16 protein-coding genes and 1 riboswitch are annotated in these 16,854 nt (G+C 44.6%); of the genes, 10 read left to right on the forward strand and 6 right to left on the reverse strand.

Annotated features, from left to right (window positions below):
- Positions 1-340 precede the first annotated feature (340 nt).
- The 7 genes from crcB (at position 341) to thiH (ending at position 7,025) form a co-directional block, all read left to right on the forward strand.
- A complete protein-coding gene (crcB, locus tag M9196_RS22015) occupies positions 341-724 on the forward strand; it encodes a fluoride efflux transporter CrcB (protein WP_250619649.1) in 384 nt (127 codons plus the stop codon).
- A 54-nt stretch (positions 725-778) separates the two neighbouring features.
- Positions 779-879: riboswitch (TPP riboswitch) on the forward strand.
- Between the two features lie 122 nt (positions 880-1,001).
- The gene (gene thiC / locus M9196_RS22020) at positions 1,002-2,921 is read left to right on the forward strand and encodes a phosphomethylpyrimidine synthase ThiC (RefSeq protein ID WP_250619650.1); all 1,920 of its coding nucleotides are present in this window, start codon (positions 1,002-1,004) and stop codon (positions 2,919-2,921) included.
- Positions 2,922-2,940: 19 nt separating this feature from the next.
- Positions 2,941-4,161 (forward strand): thiamine phosphate synthase, encoded by a 1,221-nt coding sequence (locus M9196_RS22025; RefSeq protein ID WP_250619651.1) that lies wholly within the window; start codon positions 2,941-2,943, stop codon positions 4,159-4,161.
- Positions 4,161-4,934, forward strand: a complete 774-nt coding sequence (locus M9196_RS22030; protein WP_250619652.1) for a HesA/MoeB/ThiF family protein — start codon at positions 4,161-4,163, stop codon at positions 4,932-4,934. The genes M9196_RS22025 and M9196_RS22030 overlap by 1 nt, the downstream gene beginning before the upstream one ends.
- Positions 4,931-5,134: a sulfur carrier protein ThiS gene (thiS, locus tag M9196_RS22035; RefSeq protein ID WP_250619653.1), complete on the forward strand. Its 204-nt coding sequence runs from the start codon at positions 4,931-4,933 to the stop codon at positions 5,132-5,134. Before M9196_RS22030 ends, thiS begins: the two co-directional genes overlap by 4 nt.
- Position 5,135: 1 nt before the next feature.
- On the forward strand, positions 5,136-5,903 hold the full coding sequence (locus M9196_RS22040; RefSeq protein ID WP_250619654.1) for a thiazole synthase: 768 nt from the start codon (positions 5,136-5,138) through the stop codon (positions 5,901-5,903).
- A 9-nt stretch (positions 5,904-5,912) separates the two neighbouring features.
- Positions 5,913-7,025 (forward strand): 2-iminoacetate synthase ThiH, encoded by a 1,113-nt coding sequence (thiH, locus tag M9196_RS22045; RefSeq protein ID WP_250619655.1) that lies wholly within the window; start codon positions 5,913-5,915, stop codon positions 7,023-7,025.
- Positions 7,026-7,112: 87 nt separating this feature from the next.
- Here the strand turns inward: thiH and M9196_RS22050 are convergent, their stop codons facing one another.
- Positions 7,113-8,906: an aminopeptidase P family protein gene (locus M9196_RS22050; RefSeq protein ID WP_250619656.1), complete on the reverse strand. Its 1,794-nt coding sequence runs from the start codon at positions 8,904-8,906 to the stop codon at positions 7,113-7,115.
- 165 nt (positions 8,907-9,071) lie between these two features.
- Positions 9,072-10,013, reverse strand: a complete 942-nt coding sequence (locus M9196_RS22055; protein ID WP_250619657.1) for a LysR family transcriptional regulator — start codon at positions 10,011-10,013, stop codon at positions 9,072-9,074.
- A gap of 106 nt (positions 10,014-10,119) precedes the next feature.
- Here M9196_RS22055 and M9196_RS22060 point away from each other — a divergent pair, with 106 nt between their 5' ends.
- The gene (locus M9196_RS22060; RefSeq protein WP_319946380.1) at positions 10,120-11,310 is read left to right on the forward strand and encodes a multidrug effflux MFS transporter; all 1,191 of its coding nucleotides are present in this window, start codon (positions 10,120-10,122) and stop codon (positions 11,308-11,310) included.
- A gap of 101 nt (positions 11,311-11,411) precedes the next feature.
- The gene (gene tsrA, locus M9196_RS22065) at positions 11,412-11,696 is read left to right on the forward strand and encodes an H-NS-like global regulator TsrA (protein WP_250619658.1); all 285 of its coding nucleotides are present in this window, start codon (positions 11,412-11,414) and stop codon (positions 11,694-11,696) included.
- A 114-nt stretch (positions 11,697-11,810) separates the two neighbouring features.
- Here the strand turns inward: tsrA and M9196_RS22070 are convergent, their stop codons facing one another.
- The 4 genes from M9196_RS22070 to M9196_RS22085 form a co-directional block, all read right to left on the reverse strand.
- Entirely contained in the window at positions 11,811-12,263 is a 453-nt protein-coding gene (locus M9196_RS22070; RefSeq protein WP_250619659.1) for a DoxX family protein, read from the reverse strand.
- Positions 12,264-12,267: 4 nt separating this feature from the next.
- Positions 12,268-13,047, reverse strand: a complete 780-nt coding sequence (locus M9196_RS22075; RefSeq protein WP_250619660.1) for an HvfC/BufC N-terminal domain-containing protein — start codon at positions 13,045-13,047, stop codon at positions 12,268-12,270.
- A 2-nt stretch (positions 13,048-13,049) separates the two neighbouring features.
- Positions 13,050-13,907, reverse strand: a complete 858-nt coding sequence (gene bufB / locus M9196_RS22080) for an MNIO family bufferin maturase (protein ID WP_250619661.1) — start codon at positions 13,905-13,907, stop codon at positions 13,050-13,052.
- 159 nt (positions 13,908-14,066) lie between these two features.
- Entirely contained in the window at positions 14,067-14,327 is a 261-nt protein-coding gene (locus M9196_RS22085) for a BufA1 family periplasmic bufferin-type metallophore (protein ID WP_250619662.1), read from the reverse strand.
- Between the two features lie 258 nt (positions 14,328-14,585).
- Here M9196_RS22085 and uvrD point away from each other — a divergent pair, with 258 nt between their 5' ends.
- Positions 14,586-16,757, forward strand: coding sequence for a DNA helicase II (gene uvrD / locus M9196_RS22090; RefSeq protein ID WP_250619663.1), 2,172 nt, complete (start codon positions 14,586-14,588; stop codon positions 16,755-16,757).
- The last annotated feature ends 97 nt before the right edge of the window (positions 16,758-16,854 follow it).

The raw sequence follows: 16,854 nt of genomic DNA on the forward strand, positions 1-16,854 counted from the left end.
AGAGTAAATGAGCAACAGTGGCGACCTTATTTTTGATAGCAGATCTGTTAATTGGGGGATACCGAACATTAGTTATTAGGGTTGTCGATGTTAAAGAGCGTGCTAGGTGCTTTGGATATTATATTGACGACTTTAACTGGCTATATACTCGATCTGTGATGCCAGTCTAGTTCGTAACCGTAAATATCACCAGAAGTGACATATGTAACGTTTGAAATCTGTGAGGTTATTTCACTAAAGCTATTGCTCATTATAATGACTAATTTTTAATACTAATGTCGTAATAACTCTTTCTTCGTATATTATTGCAGTATCGGTTACATTTTCTAGTGAGGGAGTTATGGGACAATTTGCAATTTTGGGATATATCGCTTTAGGAGGAGCTTTTGGTGCTTGCTCTCGATATCTAATTTCTGAACTTTGTGTTGTACTTTTAGGGAGAGGGTTCCCGTACGGGACTTTGACAGTTAATGTTGTCGGATCCTTCATTATGGGTTTGTTGATCGCCGCATTCGAAGCGGAACTCGTGGTCACTGAGCCGTGGCGTCAAGTTATTGGATTAGGGTTTTTAGGGGCATTAACCACATTCTCTACATTCTCAATGGACAATGTTTTGCTAATGCAGCAAGGGGCTTTTTTCAAAATGGGTTTAAATGTACTTTTGAATGTATCTCTGAGCATTACAGCTGCGTGGATAGGTTTTCAGTTATTAATGAAAACTTGATTAATCTAACATTTGCTCATTAGCGTTCTAACTGAATTTCGTTTATTATTGTCGCAATACTTGTCGGAGTGCCCTTTTGGGCTGAGACCGTTTATTCGGGATCCGTTGAACCTGATCAGGCTAATACCTGCGAAGGGAACAGGAGAAAAGAATGGAATTTTCCTCTTTATCATGTCGTGCGTGTTGATTTTCTACTCGCATTACTGCTGTTGATACCTCTTGTGTTCACATATCCGTCAAGCATTTATCTTTCTTATACGATAATAAAGGAAATGCTATGTCGACTCGTAAACAAACCAGACTGGAAGCTAAACAATTTATCGACACCCTGTCGGTAACACCGTATCCCAACTCTGAAAAGACTTATATTCAGGGTTCGCGTGAAGATATACAAGTTCCAATGCGAACGATTCATCTTGCCGACAGCCTTGTTGGTGGCTCTAAATCTAACCCTGTTTTTGAAAAAAATGACGCAATAAACGTTTATGATACCTCGGGTGTATATACGGATCCCAACTACACGATTGACCTTTATTCTGGTCTACCAAAGCTTAGAGAGCAGTGGATAGATGAAAGAAGCGATACCGAAGTTCTGTCCGGGGTTACATCTGACTTTGCTCAGGAGCGCTTGAATGATGAAACCCTCAATGATCTTCGCTATGGGCAACTACCTCGTATACGCCGAGCTAAGGATGGCGAGTGCGTCACTCAGCTGCATTATGCTCGTCAAGGAGTGATCACTCCTGAAATGGAGTACATTGCAATCAGAGAAAACATGGGGCGCCAGAAAATCGCCGATCAAATGTTGACTCAGCAGCATCCAGGACAAAGTTTTGGTGCAAACCTACCAAAAGAAATCACTCCAGAGTTTGTTCGTAAAGAGGTGGCTGAGGGTCGAGCGATCATCCCATCAAATATCAATCACCCTGAATCTGAGCCTATGATTATTGGCCGAAACTTTTTGGTTAAAGTTAATGCCAATATTGGTAATTCATCGGTGTCATCGTCGATAGAAGAAGAAGTTGAAAAGCTCGTCTGGAGCACACGATGGGGCGGCGATACCGTAATGGATTTGTCTACAGGGCGTAACATTCATGAAACTCGTGAATGGATCCTGCGTAATAGCCCGGTCCCAATTGGTACTGTCCCTATGTATCAAGCGTTAGAAAAGGTGAATGGCATTGCCGAAGACCTAACATGGGAAGTGATGAGAGACACGCTAATTGAGCAGGCAGAGCAAGGTGTCGACTACTTTACGATTCATGCAGGACTGCTACTCCGTTATGTACCGATGACAGCAAAACGCGTTACGGGTATCGTCTCACGAGGTGGCTCTATTATCGCTAAGTGGTGTTTAGCGCATCATACAGAAAGCTTCCTTTACACTAACTTTAAAGAGATATGTGAGATTTGTGCTAAGTATGATGTTGCGTTGTCTTTGGGGGATGGGTTACGACCAGGCTCTATCGCTGATGCGAACGATGAAGCACAGTTTGCTGAATTACGCACATTGGGTGAGTTGACCAAAATTGCTTGGGACTATGACGTTCAGGTTATTATTGAAGGTCCTGGTCATGTTCCAATGCACATGATCAAAGAAAACATGGAAGAGCAGCTAGAGCACTGTCACGAAGCGCCATTTTATACATTAGGTCCTTTGACAACCGACATCGCACCTGGATATGACCATATTACGTCTGGTATAGGTGCCGCGATGATCGGCTGGTATGGCTGCGCCATGCTTTGTTATGTCACGCCTAAAGAGCATTTAGGGCTACCCAATAAAGAAGATGTTAAGACAGGGCTTATTACTTATAAGCTTGCTGCTCATGCGGCGGATCTTGCTAAAGGTCACCCTGGCGCACAAATTCGAGATAATGCCTTATCGAAAGCTCGATTTGAATTCCGCTGGGAAGATCAGTTTAATCTCGCGCTTGACCCTGATACTGCCCGCCAATACCACGATGAAACCTTGCCTCAAGAGTCTGGGAAAGTCGCTCACTTTTGTTCGATGTGTGGACCTAAGTTTTGCTCAATGAAGATTTCACAGGAAGTCAGAGAGTATGCCAAAGGCTTAGAATCTCAAGGTGATATAAACATCAAACTTATAGAAGATCCTTTAGAGGGGATGCGCCAGAAGTCAGAAGAATTTCTCGCTTCTGGGGCAGAGCTCTACCATCCAGCTGTGACTGAATAAAATACTATAGGAGTACCCTTTGAAAATACTATTGCCGGCTAACTACCTCGATATTGGCAACCATTTACAATCGATTTTAGGGATTGCAAAACAAGCAGGCTTTGATACTTCATCAATCTCAGTAGGGACTAGCACAACTACTCATGTAGAGCTTGTTGGAGATAATCTCAGCACAACGGTTGTTGCGACGGATCTGTTTGCTTCAGAGTTTACTGATGATGTTGATTACGTGTTGTTTTATCAACATCAGAAGGCCAAAGCTGAACTATCGAGAGAGCGCTATGTAGCTATAAATACTCGAATCTATTTAAATGTAATAGATGATCAACGGTCGATGGACGTGTGGTCGTGCAATAGTGGTTCCAACCGAGCACTTACTAGTGCTTCAGCTATTCAAGAGATGGGTTACCATTTTTCATGGTTTGTTGTTTCATTGCTGCTCGACTTTCCTGTCGAAGACGCGTTGGTTTTGGCTCGTGCTGGGGACGTTTCACGTGAAACATGGCCTTATTTGAGTCAACACTTTCCCACACCAGTGATCGAAGATGAACGACTCGATATACAAGTGGGTTGGGCGGTCAAGGCGAGTACAACTGCGTTTTCAACAATGAGCAAGGCGAGCCTCGGTCTTTATCCCGTCGTAGACAGCGTTGATTGGATCAGAACGTTGCTTGAACTTGGTATCAAAACGATACAGTTGAGAATTAAGAACCCAGATGATGTGAACTTAGAATCTAAGGTCAAACAGGCGATTGAATTAGGAAACCAATATAACGCGCAAGTGTTTATTAATGATTACTGGCAACTTGCACTTAAGTATCAAGCCTATGGTGTTCATCTTGGACAGGAGGATATAGAAACCGCTGACCTCAGAACGATCGCAAACGCGGGTATTCGACTTGGTCTTTCAACCCACGGTTACTATGAGTTATTGAGAATTGTCCAAATTAATCCTAGCTATATTGCACTTGGTCATATTTTCCCAACAACCACAAAAGATATGCCTTCACGTCCACAGGGACTTGTTCGTTTAGCCTTGTACCAGAAACTCATCGACACTATCAATTACGGCGATTCAATTGGATACCCAACCGTCGCGATCGGTGGCATCGATCTTAATACAGCGCAACCAGTGTGGAATTGTGGGGTGTCGAGTTTAGCCGTCGTAAGGGCGATCACGCAGGCCGACGATATACCAACTGTGATCGATAAATTCTCCGGCATAATGAGGAGACATTAATGGTGCTAGATAACCAATTTCAACGCTATGTTCGGCAGATCAGCGTACCTGAGATAGCGGAGCGAGGGCAAGAAAACCTACTATCTAGCCATGTCTTAGTGATTGGATGTGGTGGGTTAGGGACCGCCGCCTCACTGTATCTTGCCGGTGCAGGTATTGGGCGACTAGTGATTGCAGATCAAGATATTGTTGAGCGTTCTAATCTGCCTCGTCAGATTGCATACCGAGAGGAAGATGTTGGCACCCCTAAAGTTGCGGCATTAAAACAGCAATTATTGGAGCGAAACGAAGATGTTTCAATAAGAACGATAAACACCTTTCTTACTGGTAATCAGTTGAAGCTTGAAGTGTCATTGGCTGATGTTGTCATCGATTGCAGTGATAATTTGGCAACACGCCATGCAATCAATCATGCGTGTTATGAGACCAAAACCAATTTGGTATCAGGTGCGGCAATTGGCTGGAATGGTCAGTTGACCGTATTCAGCTTTGTTAGCCAACCTTCAATACCTTGTTATCGTTGTCTCTATCCTTTCGATGATATGTCATCGCCAACAGACTGTTCAAGTAGTGGCGTTGTAGGCCCCGTAGTTGGAATGATTGGCATCTACTCCGCACTTGAAGCGATCAAAATTGCTAGTGGAAGAATTCAAAGTGTGTCGCCAACGCTTAAGATGTTTAATGGATTAAATGGTCAATGGCAATCACTAAAATTACATCATGACCCAGAATGCAAGGTTTGCGCGTCTGGTCAAAAGGAGTCCATATCATGATTACGATACAAGTTAATGGGTCATCAATGGAGGTGGAAACGACCGCGACACTGCAGGATGTTCTCGATGCGCTCGCGATCGACACACTTGGTTGCGCAGTAGCGATTGATGACAATATTATTCCACGAACCACCTGGGCGTCTTTCGCGCTGACATCACAAATGAACATCAACGTATTTCAAGCCATTGCCGGGGGCTAACATGTTAACGATTGCAGGAAAAAATTTCTCGTCTCGCTTATTCACAGGAACAGGGAAATTCGCCGATAAATCACTGATGGTAAATGCCATTATTGAAAGTGGTTCTGAGTTATCGACTATGGCACTTAAACGTGTCGACTTAGACACCCAAGATGACGACATTCTTCGTCCTCTTATAGAGCGTGGGGTAAACCTACTGCCGAATACATCAGGCGCAAAGAATGCCAAAGATGCGGTATTTGCAGCTCATTTAGCAAGGGAAGCCTTGGGTACCAATTGGTTAAAATTAGAAATTCATCCTGACCCTAAGTATTTGCTGCCAGACCCAATTGAAACACTGATAGCCGCGGAACAATTGGTCAAGGATGGCTTTATTGTTTTGCCTTATTGCCCAGCAGATCCAACGCTTTGTAAGCGATTGGAAGAGGTAGGTTGTGCGGCGGTCATGCCACTAGGCGCGCCTATTGGTAGCAACAAAGGTTTGGTCACACAGGATTTCTTAGAGATTATTATTGAGCAAGCGAATGTTCCTGTTGTCGTTGATGCTGGAATTGGCGCACCTTCTCATGCGGCACTGGCAATGGAGCTTGGCGCCGATGCTGTTCTGGTTAATACCGCTATTGCTTCGGCTGCGAACCCAGCAGCAATGGCGAAGGCGTTTAAACTTGCGGTTGAATCTGGTCGACTGGCGTATGAAAGTGGTTTGGCCGGTACGGTTAATCATGCCGTCGCGTCTAGTCCACTTACGTCATTTCTTGGCAGTAATTAGGAGGCGACGATGAGCTTCGTTACTGAGCATGCAAAATATGACTGGGACGATATTCGATTATCGATCTATAGCAAGACTGCCGCAGATGTAGAGCGAGCCTTGACAAAAACTCGGCTCAATCTTGATGATTTCGCCGCGTTAATATCGCCAGCGGCTGAACCTTATTTGGAGCAAATGGCTCAACAGTCTTATGCTCTGACTCGTAAACGGTTTGGCCACACTATGGGGATGTACATTCCCCTTTATTTGTCGAACTTGTGTGCGAATGCTTGTACGTATTGTGGCTTTTCAATGGAGAACCGAATTAAGCGCAAAACGTTGTCGATTGATGAAATACAAGACGAGTCCGCCGTAATCAAAACGATGGGATTTGATAGTGTACTCCTAGTAACAGGAGAGCATGAAACCAAAGTCGGAATGCAGTATTTCCGCCAGGTGTTACCATCTATCAAACAGCACTTCAGTTATTTAGCGATGGAGGTTCAGCCGTTGGATACTGATGAATATAAGGAACTCAAGTCGTTAGGACTTGATGCGGTGATGGTGTATCAGGAAACGTATAATCGTCGTACTTACGCTGAGCATCACCTTCGAGGTAACAAAATGGACTTTGATTATCGGTTGGATACCCCTGATCGATTAGCTCAAGCTGGTGTTGATAAAATAGGAATTGGCTCGTTGATAGGGTTAGAGGAATGGCGGACGGACTGCTTTTACGTTGCCGCACATCTCCAATACCTCGAAAAACGTTATTGGAAAACGCGCTACTCAATTTCTTTTCCTAGGCTTAGACCTTGTGAAGGGGCGGTACAACCCAAGTCCGTCATGTCAGATAAGCAGTTGGTGCAACTTATTTGCGCCTATCGTTTATTCAATAATGAAGTAGAGTTATCGCTTTCGACCCGTGAGTCTCCTGAGTTTCGTGACAATGTCTATCCGCTGGGGATCACCAGTATTAGTGCAGCGTCTAAAACGCAACCTGGTGGATATGCGAATGATGCACAAGAGTTGGAGCAGTTCGAAATAAGCGATGAACGTAGTGCTGAAGACGTCGCGTTATCAGTGAAGCAGCGAGCGATGGAGCCGGTATGGAAAGATTGGCATCAGTCCTATTCTGGTTAAAGTAATAGTAACTTAACGCGTAGATGCCCTTGTTTCACGTGAAACAAAAAGAGCTGCAATTGCAGCTCTTTTTGTTTAGTAAGCCAATTAGCAACTAATTGGTAAGCATGCTTCACGTAACCATTCAAGTGTTTCGCCAGTCACTAACGGCGAAACATCATCAAAAACGGTTTGGTGATATTGGTTAAGCCAGCGAATCTCAGACTCGCTTAATTGGTTTAGCGCAATGTTGCGCTTGTCGATTGGGCAGCGTGTCAACGATTCAAACCCAAGCATGGTTAGGTCACCTTGTGTTGCTTTCTCAACGACTAACTCTAGATTCTCGATTCGAATTCCAAAGGCGTCAGCACGGTAATAACCAGGCTCATTAGATAATACCATTCCTGGTACGAGAGCAGTGTTATTGACGACTTTTGAAATACGTTGCGGCCCTTCATGCACACTTAGGAAGTGACCCACGCCATGTCCGGTACCATGATCGTAATCAAAGCCTTTTGCCCATAGGTGTTGTCGAGCCAGAATATCAAGCTGGTGCCCACAAGTACCTTTCGGGAATAATGCCGAAGCGAGTCCAATATGACCTTTGAGTACGAGAGTAAATTGATGCTTCATTTCATCGCTTGGTTGACCGATTGCAATCGTACGTGTGATATCAGTAGTACCGTCAGGGTATTGACCACCTGAATCAACCAAATATAGGCTGTCATTAATTAGCGCCCCGGGGTGTTCTTGATTCATGTGATTGTAGTGACACATTGCAGCGTTACCACCTGATGCTGAAATTGTGTCAAAACTCAGGTCGACAAGGGAAGCGTCCTCTCGACGGAATGATTCTAGTTTGTCGGACAAAGAGCCTTCATCGTGCGTGGCGTTGTCTTCAACTTGTTTATCCAGCCAGGAAAGGAACTTGACCATCGCCACACCATCTCGGATATGGCTTGCTTTCATGCCTGCCATCTCAACACGGTTTTTTGCTGCTTTCGGTAACAAGCATGGATCGGCAAGGGGAAGCACAATAGCGCCAACACGTTCGAGTTCAAGTTGGAACCAGGCATTACTGGTTCCTGAATCTAGTGACACGACTTTTCCTGCTAATGCAGCGAGTTCGTTAGACAAAGAACCTGGAGCATGAACGGTGACGTTTGCGCCGACGTGTTGGTCAAATAACTGGCGGTCGGTGATACGTGCTGAATCAATAAAGAACTTCACGCTACCATCATTAAAAAGAATCGCATGTGATAGAAGAACCGGTAGACGAGAGACATCAAGACCTCGAATGTTCAACAGCCAGCAAATGGAATCCAACTCAGTGATAACAGCGGCTGTCGCGCCAGACTGATTTAAACTCAGGCTGAGTTCGCGTCGCTTGTCTAAGCTAGATTGGCCAACATAATCTAGAGACATTAGCATCACTTCACTAAGCTGAGGAGTAGGGCGATCAGTCCAGTGAAGATCTATAGGGTTAGTGTCACAAGCAATAAGTTGAATTTGACCTGCAAGTTGACTTTGTGCACTGTGATACCAGTTGCCGCGGTGCATGCGTGGGTCAATCCCTACTTTAGAACCCGCCGGGAGGTGCTCCAGTAGCCAAGAAACTGGTGGGGTGTCAATCAAGTGGCAATACTCAAACGTTTCAGCCGAGACTTGCTTAGTGACTTGGACCGTATAACGACCATCAACAAATATGACTGCGCGGTCCTTGGTAATGATTGCTGCGCCAGCTGAGCCGGTAAAGCCGGTTAGCCAGTGTAAGCGCTCATTGTGTTCAGGTACGTACTCACCCAAGTACTCATCTTCATGAGCGACGATAAAAGCATCGAGTTGATTAGTCTCAAGCCATGCTTGAAGCGCATTAACTCGTTGGGATGTGAAAGATTGCATCGGTAATTCCTTCTATTGGGCGAGTGAGCTCGGCCTACTGTTATTTGCCTATAAGCTAGCGCTTTTAATGAGCAGTTACAATCCATTATGTAGCAGACATTGTTTTCGATTTTTAGAGCACCGCTTTTACGGTGCAATAAGATTGACATTGAATGTAGCCAAGCGTTAACGAAGGTGGAGTGTTTTCTGCTTTATGATATCGATGAGCCAATTCAGAGCAGGGTCTGTGTCACGCTCTTTATGCCAGAATAATGTATAGGCCATTGGGGGAAATTCTAATGGTAAAGGTAATATCACTAACCCCAATTGGTCTGCGACCAGATGAACAAAGTGACGGGGGGCAGTAAAGATAAAATCAGTATATGAACATAACGCCGCTGCATTATTGAAGTCAGGCACCGTAATCGCAACATCTCTCTCTTTCCCCATGTCTGAGAGGCGATAATCTAATAACCAACGGTCACTACCATCACAACGTACCTGTACGTGTCGTAACGACAAATAGGCGTCAAGGTTCCAAGGCTTGGATAGTATGGGGTGGTTAGCGCGGACTAAACACATCTGATTATCGCGGTATACTTCTAGCTCGCGGATATCTTCTGGAGGATACATGGTGCGAATCGCATCGCGAATATCAATATCTTTACCAGTAATACCTAAGTCTAATTCTCCTTTTTGCATCTGTTCAAAGGTGCGCTCGTTCCACGCATGCGTGCTGATACTTAGGTTGGGTCCTTGGCTGAAAATTGCGGGTAAAAAATGAGGCATGATAAGTGGGTAAACACTTTCTACTGCTGCAATGTGAAAACGATATTCACTGCTTGTTGGGGAAAACTCTGGTGGGTGGGTGATCGCTTGTAAGTGACTGACCAGAGCATCAAGCTTAGGTTTTAAGTACATGGCTTTAGGGGTTGGCGTTAATCCATGAGCTTGGCGAGTGAATAGCGGATCATTGAACAGCAAACGTAGCTTAGCCAGTGATTTACTGACCGCTGACTGGCTTACACATAATCGGTTAGCCGCGCGAGTAACATTACGCTCTTCTAGCAACACGCTTAAGCATAACAGTAAGTTAAGATCGATTTTGTTGAGTGCTTCCAAATTCATGAAATGAAATTCCATACGGGAATAATACTAATGAGTATAAACCATTTCTGTTCATATCATATTGCCGCTATGATGCGGCAATCAAAATTGAGAAGAGAAGTTTCACGTGGAACAGCGTATATCAAAGATACAAATTGCGGCCTTAGTTATGTTGGTTTTCTTTAGTCCTCTGGCTATTGATATTTATCTGCCCGCATTGCCGCAAATATCGGCCGCGTTCCAGGTCAACCATACTCTTGCTCAAGACACGATCACATGGTTTTTATTTGCGATGGGGGTTGGGCAGCTATTTGCTGGGCCACTTGCGGATAAGCTCGGACGTCGGACGGTTGCATTGTGCGGTATCAGTATCTATGGATTGAGCGCTTGCTTGGCGTGGGCCGCTCAGTCGATTGACTGGATGCTGACTGCTAGGTTGTTACAAGGCTTGGGTGCTTGCGCCACATCGGTAGCAGCCTTTGCAACCGTTCGCGACCTTTATGGACCAGAAAAAAGCGGCAAGATGATTAGCTACCTAAATGGGGCTATTTGTTTTATACCGGCTCTCGCCCCAATTTTAGGTAGCTACTTGACCCATCAGTTTGGCTGGCGCGCTAATTTTAGTTTTATGGCCGGATTTGCACTAGTGGTGGGACTAATGGTTGTACTTAATATGAAAGAGACCAATCCCAAGCAGCAAAACGCTCGGTATTTCGCATTGTCTCGTTATGTTGATGTGCTGCGTACCCCGACGTTTGTTTTTCATGCAACGTTATGTCTGCTGGCGATGGGTGTCATTTTGGCGTATGTCACATCGGCCCCGGTACTCCTGATGGAGAACATGGGACTAAGTATGTCCGAGTTTACGTTTTGGTTTGGGCTCAATGCGGTCTTTAATATTGCGGCTTGTATGTTAGCACCGAAGTTTATGGATAAGCTGGGTACTCATAAAACGTTGCAATGTGGCATCCTTGTACTGTTGGTTGCTGGTGCACTGATGGCTTTAGGTGCGTCTCTTAATACGCCTATCTCGTTTATGCTGCCCGTTATTCTCGGTTCCATTGGTTTTGCGTTCATTTTGGGCGCTGCAGCAGGTAAAGCGTTGGCGCCATTTGGCGATAAAGCAGGGACCGCAGCGGCTCTATTAGGATTATTTCAGATGAGCGGCTCAGGTTTGCTTGTAGGGACGATGCAGCGAACAGGTTTAGAACCTCAGTATATGATTGCTTTTTTAATGTGGCTGGTCCTTCCCGCTCTATTTATATTGCGTAGCCGCTCAGGAAAAGCGTGGCATCAGATAGTAAATATTAGCAATTAGTAAAAAACGGTTAATTTGAAAACGATTTAGTTTTCCTATCGAGTAAACAGGTGTATATTTGAAGGTATATCCCTTTCTATTATTAACTGGATCGATAAAGCATGTCTTTGACTACTTACGAAATGGCTCGCATTCTTGAGCAAATGGAAGAGTCTCCAGAAAAAATCATGTTCGGTAAATTACTGACCGAACTTGGCAATCAAAGTGAAGAGCGCATCCGTAGCGCTGCAAAACAAGTGCCTATTCACATGCTTAAAGATATCGTTTATCAATTTCAAAGAGTGATAGAGTCGCGCAAAGGTGAACAGGTTCAATCTTTGGCAAAAGAATTAGCAGACCAAGGTATTTCTGTTGAAGAGCTACAGGCTTTTTTAGCAAACAAATAATCTAGTTTCCAAATAAAAAGCCCTGTTGCGTAATCGACAGGGCTTTTTTGTGTTTGGCGTTTATTGGTGTTTGTTGAATAAGCACTTGTTGAATAGGTAAATATTCAAGTCAACCTATTGAATACTGTTACGCACTATTTTATCGATGGACAGTGGACCAGGTCCCCAAACGACAACGATTAGTATCATTAGCCCCCAGAGTTGATGGTCATAAAACCCTTGCTCCCAAAGTACCGGATAAGAAATAACAGCAGTAATATTAAAAATAAACAGGATTAGTGCCATTGGTCGACACAGTAAACCAAATGCTAAAAATACCGGCAGTACGAGCTCTGCGGCGGTACCCATATAAGCGGCTAACTGCCATGGTATGAGCGGAACGTGGTACTCATATTCAAAGAGATATAATGTACTATCCCAAGAAGCGATTTTCGTTAGACCGGAATTAAAGAATACCCATGCGACCCAAATTCGACAAAAAAGTAGCAGCAACGGGATGAAGCCTTTTTGAAAGGTTTCTAGGGTTGAATCATACGTCTTGAGCAAGTTTGCGAGTCCGTTTGTCATCGTGTTACTCCTTTAGGTTAGTTGCTTCGCCATCGTTGATGCTAAAACCCGTGACTATGTCCATAGACAGCAATGTAGGTATTAAAGCTAGCTGTTCTGGTGGCAGGGATTTAAGGGGCGACGCTAACTTGAGTTGCGTAATAAGTTTGCTAAGGGGCGCGTCAATTTCCGTTAATGTAAGCGGCTGAGTGGTACTTCCCTGCAATAAGATAGTTTGCGAATGCTCAAGATTGAGCTGTTCATAATGGTTGTTTTCTACTGCCTGCTTAAGATCAATCAATGCATACTGAGATGATATGATTTGGCTACTGGGGTTAAGGTGAAGCTGAATGTCACCGTGCTGTTCTTGTGGGACATTTGCAAGCCTAATAATGGGTTGCGATTTCTCGGGGGATACGGGCACCTCAAATCGACTGGCTTGATCAATTTTCCACTCGAAGTTCATCACATCAAGTAGGTAAGGAACGGCGCTGGTGATGTGTTCAAGTTGTGCGACGGATTGTTCAAATCCTGCACCATAATCGAGAGTATTCCCTGATTCGGGTGGGTGTTGAGTAATGTGAAATTTCGCAATTGCACCGAAACATTCCTCGCCAACGAGCGCAAATGTTATTGGGTAGGCAGCCTGTAACACTTCGCTTAGGCTGATAATGAAGTTATTGCGATAGATCTGAATCCGTTCTTGTGCTGAGAAGTGATCACTAATGATGCCGACCCGTTGAGTGGATGCGGGATTAAGTAACGCATGAGAAAACTGTTGTTGTATGTCAGCTAGCGTCATCATAATTATGCACTCCTCTTTGGCTGCATAGCTATACCCTGCAGTAAGTGGATCGCCTTATCGGCCTCTTCTAATAATACCTTAGGTTCTGGAATATCAAGATCCCACTCGATGAGTGTTGGAACGGGTCCGTGACGTGTTACCCAACTGCGATAGAGTTGCCAGACGTCTTCACTGACGCGAGCACTATGGGTATCTATCCAAATCTCACCCTGATCAAGCTGTTTCTTCGTGAATCCAGCAAGGTGGATTTCATCGACAGTACTCGCTTTTATTGCTGACAGATATTGCTTTGGGTCGTACCGATGGTTAGAACATGAGACGTGAACATTATTAAGGTCGAGCAATAAGCGACAGTCTGTGCGCGCTTGCACCTGTGCGAGGAATTCCCATTCAGGAATGATGGAGTGCTCAAATTGAAGATAACTTGAAGGGTTCTCTATGAGTAGTGGGCGTTGCAAAGCATCTTGAACTTGGAGAACATTGCGACAAAATACGTCAAGTGCTTCTTCTGTGTAAGGCAGTGGTAAGAGGTCATTAAAGTGGTGACCACCATGTTCACTCCAGCTTAAATGATCAGAGACCATGGTGGGCTGTATCTCTTTAACCAGATTCACCAACAATGATAAGTGGTGTTTATTAACCTTACTGACAGAGCCTAATGACAAGCCAATACCGTGACAGCTGATTTCGGTGTGTTGTCTGATCGCTCTTAGCTGCTGTCGTGCGAGGGATGTGGTGATGAAATAGTTTTCACTGTGAATCTCGAGCCAACTCGATGCATTGCGGTGTTGCTGGAAATAGTCTAAGTGTGGGTGTCGTAATCCCACACCGACCCATTTGAATGCCGAGTGTCGATCCATTTCGATCTCCTTGATCAATGCCTAGATGTGCATAACCTGTAGAAAACAAAAAGGGCGTTCAACTGACACCCTTCTTGGATAAAACTTAAGAGCCCACCGACCAAACGGCGGTACTCTAACAGCGGAGTAAAACACGCCGCTGATTTAGCAAAGGCGTGATTATGCAGATTCTGTACTGCCGCCAGCCAACTTACCGCAAAGGCCTTTAGGTAACACAACAAAGGCATCGGTTTGATTATCTTCTTTTGCTGTACCTGCGCATGAGCTCGTTTTCGTGGCACAGTCATTTTTCCCAGCTTTCGACACGCCATAACACTTTTCTTTTTCAGCAGCCACCGCTGGAGCTGAAGTGAGCATAGTGCCACCAAGAGCGATAAGACCTGTAACAGCAGCGGTGATAGCGAGATTAGATGATTTCATAGTAAGTTCCTCTAGACTTGATCCTTGTAATTATGTTCACAAGTGGTTATTTGCCAACTTGCTTAATCAATAGGATAGGAGAGCGAGCAAAAATCTTTCAAAGAAATGCTAAATTATTTAATAAAATGTTAAATGTTATTTCACTTCACTGATTATTAAGCAGTTTTTGTCATGAGGTAAAATTGGTTTTTTTTCTCAAACAGAGAGTTGTTTGAGTTATAATCAAACGATATGTATAAATAACCAGTAGCGATGCCCATGGACCCTTCTCTTCTTCTTGACGGCCTAAATGATAAACAGCGTGAAGCTGTTGCCGCCCCTCTTGAACACCTTTTAATACTCGCTGGTGCCGGCAGTGGTAAAACACGCGTTCTGGTGCATCGTATTGCTTGGTTGATGTCGGTCGAGGCAGCGTCTCCGTTCTCTATCATGTCGGTAACTTTTACTAACAAAGCTGCCGCTGAAATGCGAGGTCGAATCGAAGAGTTAATGATGGGCAGCGCATCCGGTATGTGGAATGGTACTTTTCATGGTATCTGCCATAGAATCCTGCGCGCGCATTACTTGGACGCAAAGCTGCAAGAAGACTTTCAGATTATTGACTCTGATGATCAACAGCGCTTGCTTAGACGCCTGATTAAAGCTCAGAATCTTGATGAAAAGCAATGGCCAGCCAGACAAGCCGCCTGGTGGATTAACGGCAAAAAGGATGAAGGACTAAGGCCTTCACACATTGATAGTTATCAAGACCCAGTGACGAAAACCTACCTGCAAATCTATACCGCGTATCAGGAAGCGTGCGATCGAGCTGGGCTGGTGGATTTTGCTGAAATATTGCTTCGTGCTCACGAGTTATTACGAGATAACAAATTCATTAGAGAGCATTATCAAGCTCGCTTTAAGCATATTTTGGTGGATGAATTTCAAGATACCAATAACATCCAATACGCTTGGCTCCGCATGATGGCAGGGCCGGACTGTAAAGTGATGATAGTTGGGGATGACGACCAATCAATTTACGGTTGGCGTGGTGCAAAGATTGAAAACATTCAGAAGTTTCTTGATGAATATCCGGGGTCTAAGACGGTTCGTTTGGAGCAAAATTATCGTTCTACGAAAACAATCTTAGAAGCAGCGAATGAGCTCATTGCCAATAACACCGAACGTATGGGAAAAGAGCTTTGGACTGATGGTAATGAAGGCGAAAAAATTTCGGTTTATTCTGCCTACAATGAGCTTGATGAAGCCCGTTTTACCGTCAGTAAAATAAAAGAATGGCAAGAAAATGGTGGCAGCTTAAGTGACTGCGCCATGCTCTATCGTAATAACGCACAGTCTCGAGTATTAGAAGAAGCATTGATCCAAGCACAACTTCCGTATCGAATTTATGGCGGAATGCGATTCTTCGAGCGTCAAGAGATCAAAGATGCATTGAGTTATTTAAGGTTGATGGGTAACCGTAATGACGATGCCGCCTTTGAACGTATTGTGAATACGCCAACCCGTGGGCTCGGAGACAAAACCTTAGAAACCATTCGATACGCAGCAAGGGATCGTGGTGCAACCATGTGGGACACATGTGTGGCCTTGTTGGATGAAAAAGTCTTAGCGGGTAGAGCTGCTGGGGCCTTATCGCGTTTTGTAGAGCTAATTAATGCATTAGAAGATGATACGATAGAATTTCCGCTTCATGAACAAACGGACCATGTGATTAAAACATCTGGTCTTTTTGCAATGTATGAGCAGGAAAAAGGTGAAAAGTCTAAAGCCCGTATTGAGAACTTGGAAGAGTTGGTAACGGCAACAAGGCAGTATGAGAAACCAGAAGAAGCTGATGATATGACATTACTTACGTCATTTCTCACTCACGCTGCGCTTGAGGCTGGAGAGGGACAAGCCGATGAGTTTGATGATGCCGTACAACTCATGACCTTGCACAGTGCAAAAGGCTTAGAGTTCCCCATGGTCTTTATGGTCGGAGTTGAAGAAGGTATGTTCCCAAGCCAGATGTCAGCGGAAGAGGCTGGGCGCCTAGAGGAAGAGCGTCGACTTTGTTATGTCGGGATGACTCGAGCTATGGTGAAACTGCATATTACTTACGCAGAAATGCGCCGTTTGTATGGGCAAGATAAATATCATAAGCCCTCAAGGTTTATCCGCGAGCTGCCACCGACATGTTTGGAAGAAGTGAGAATGAAGGCTCAGGTGAGTCGACCCACTAGTACTGGGCGATTTAGCCAAGCAGAAGTGAAGCAAAACTTTAATGAGACCGGGTTTAATCTTGGTGCACGCGTTAAACACCCTAAGTTTGGTGAGGGGACCATCATCAACTTTGAGGGAAGTGGACCGCAAAGCCGCGTACAAGTCGCATTTAATGGGGAAGGGATAAAATGGTTGGTGACGCAATACGCTAAACTAGAACAACTTTAGGTTTAGCGTTTAGCGAACCCCCGAAAAAAGCAGCGATGGCTGCTTTTTTTATGTCGTTGATTTACCTTTGCGCTGATGGCGTGAATTCCCATTCAAA

It is taken from the genome of Vibrio methylphosphonaticus, from assembly GCF_023634655.1.
GTDB classification, from domain to species: Bacteria; Pseudomonadota; Gammaproteobacteria; order Enterobacterales; family Vibrionaceae; genus Vibrio; species Vibrio methylphosphonaticus.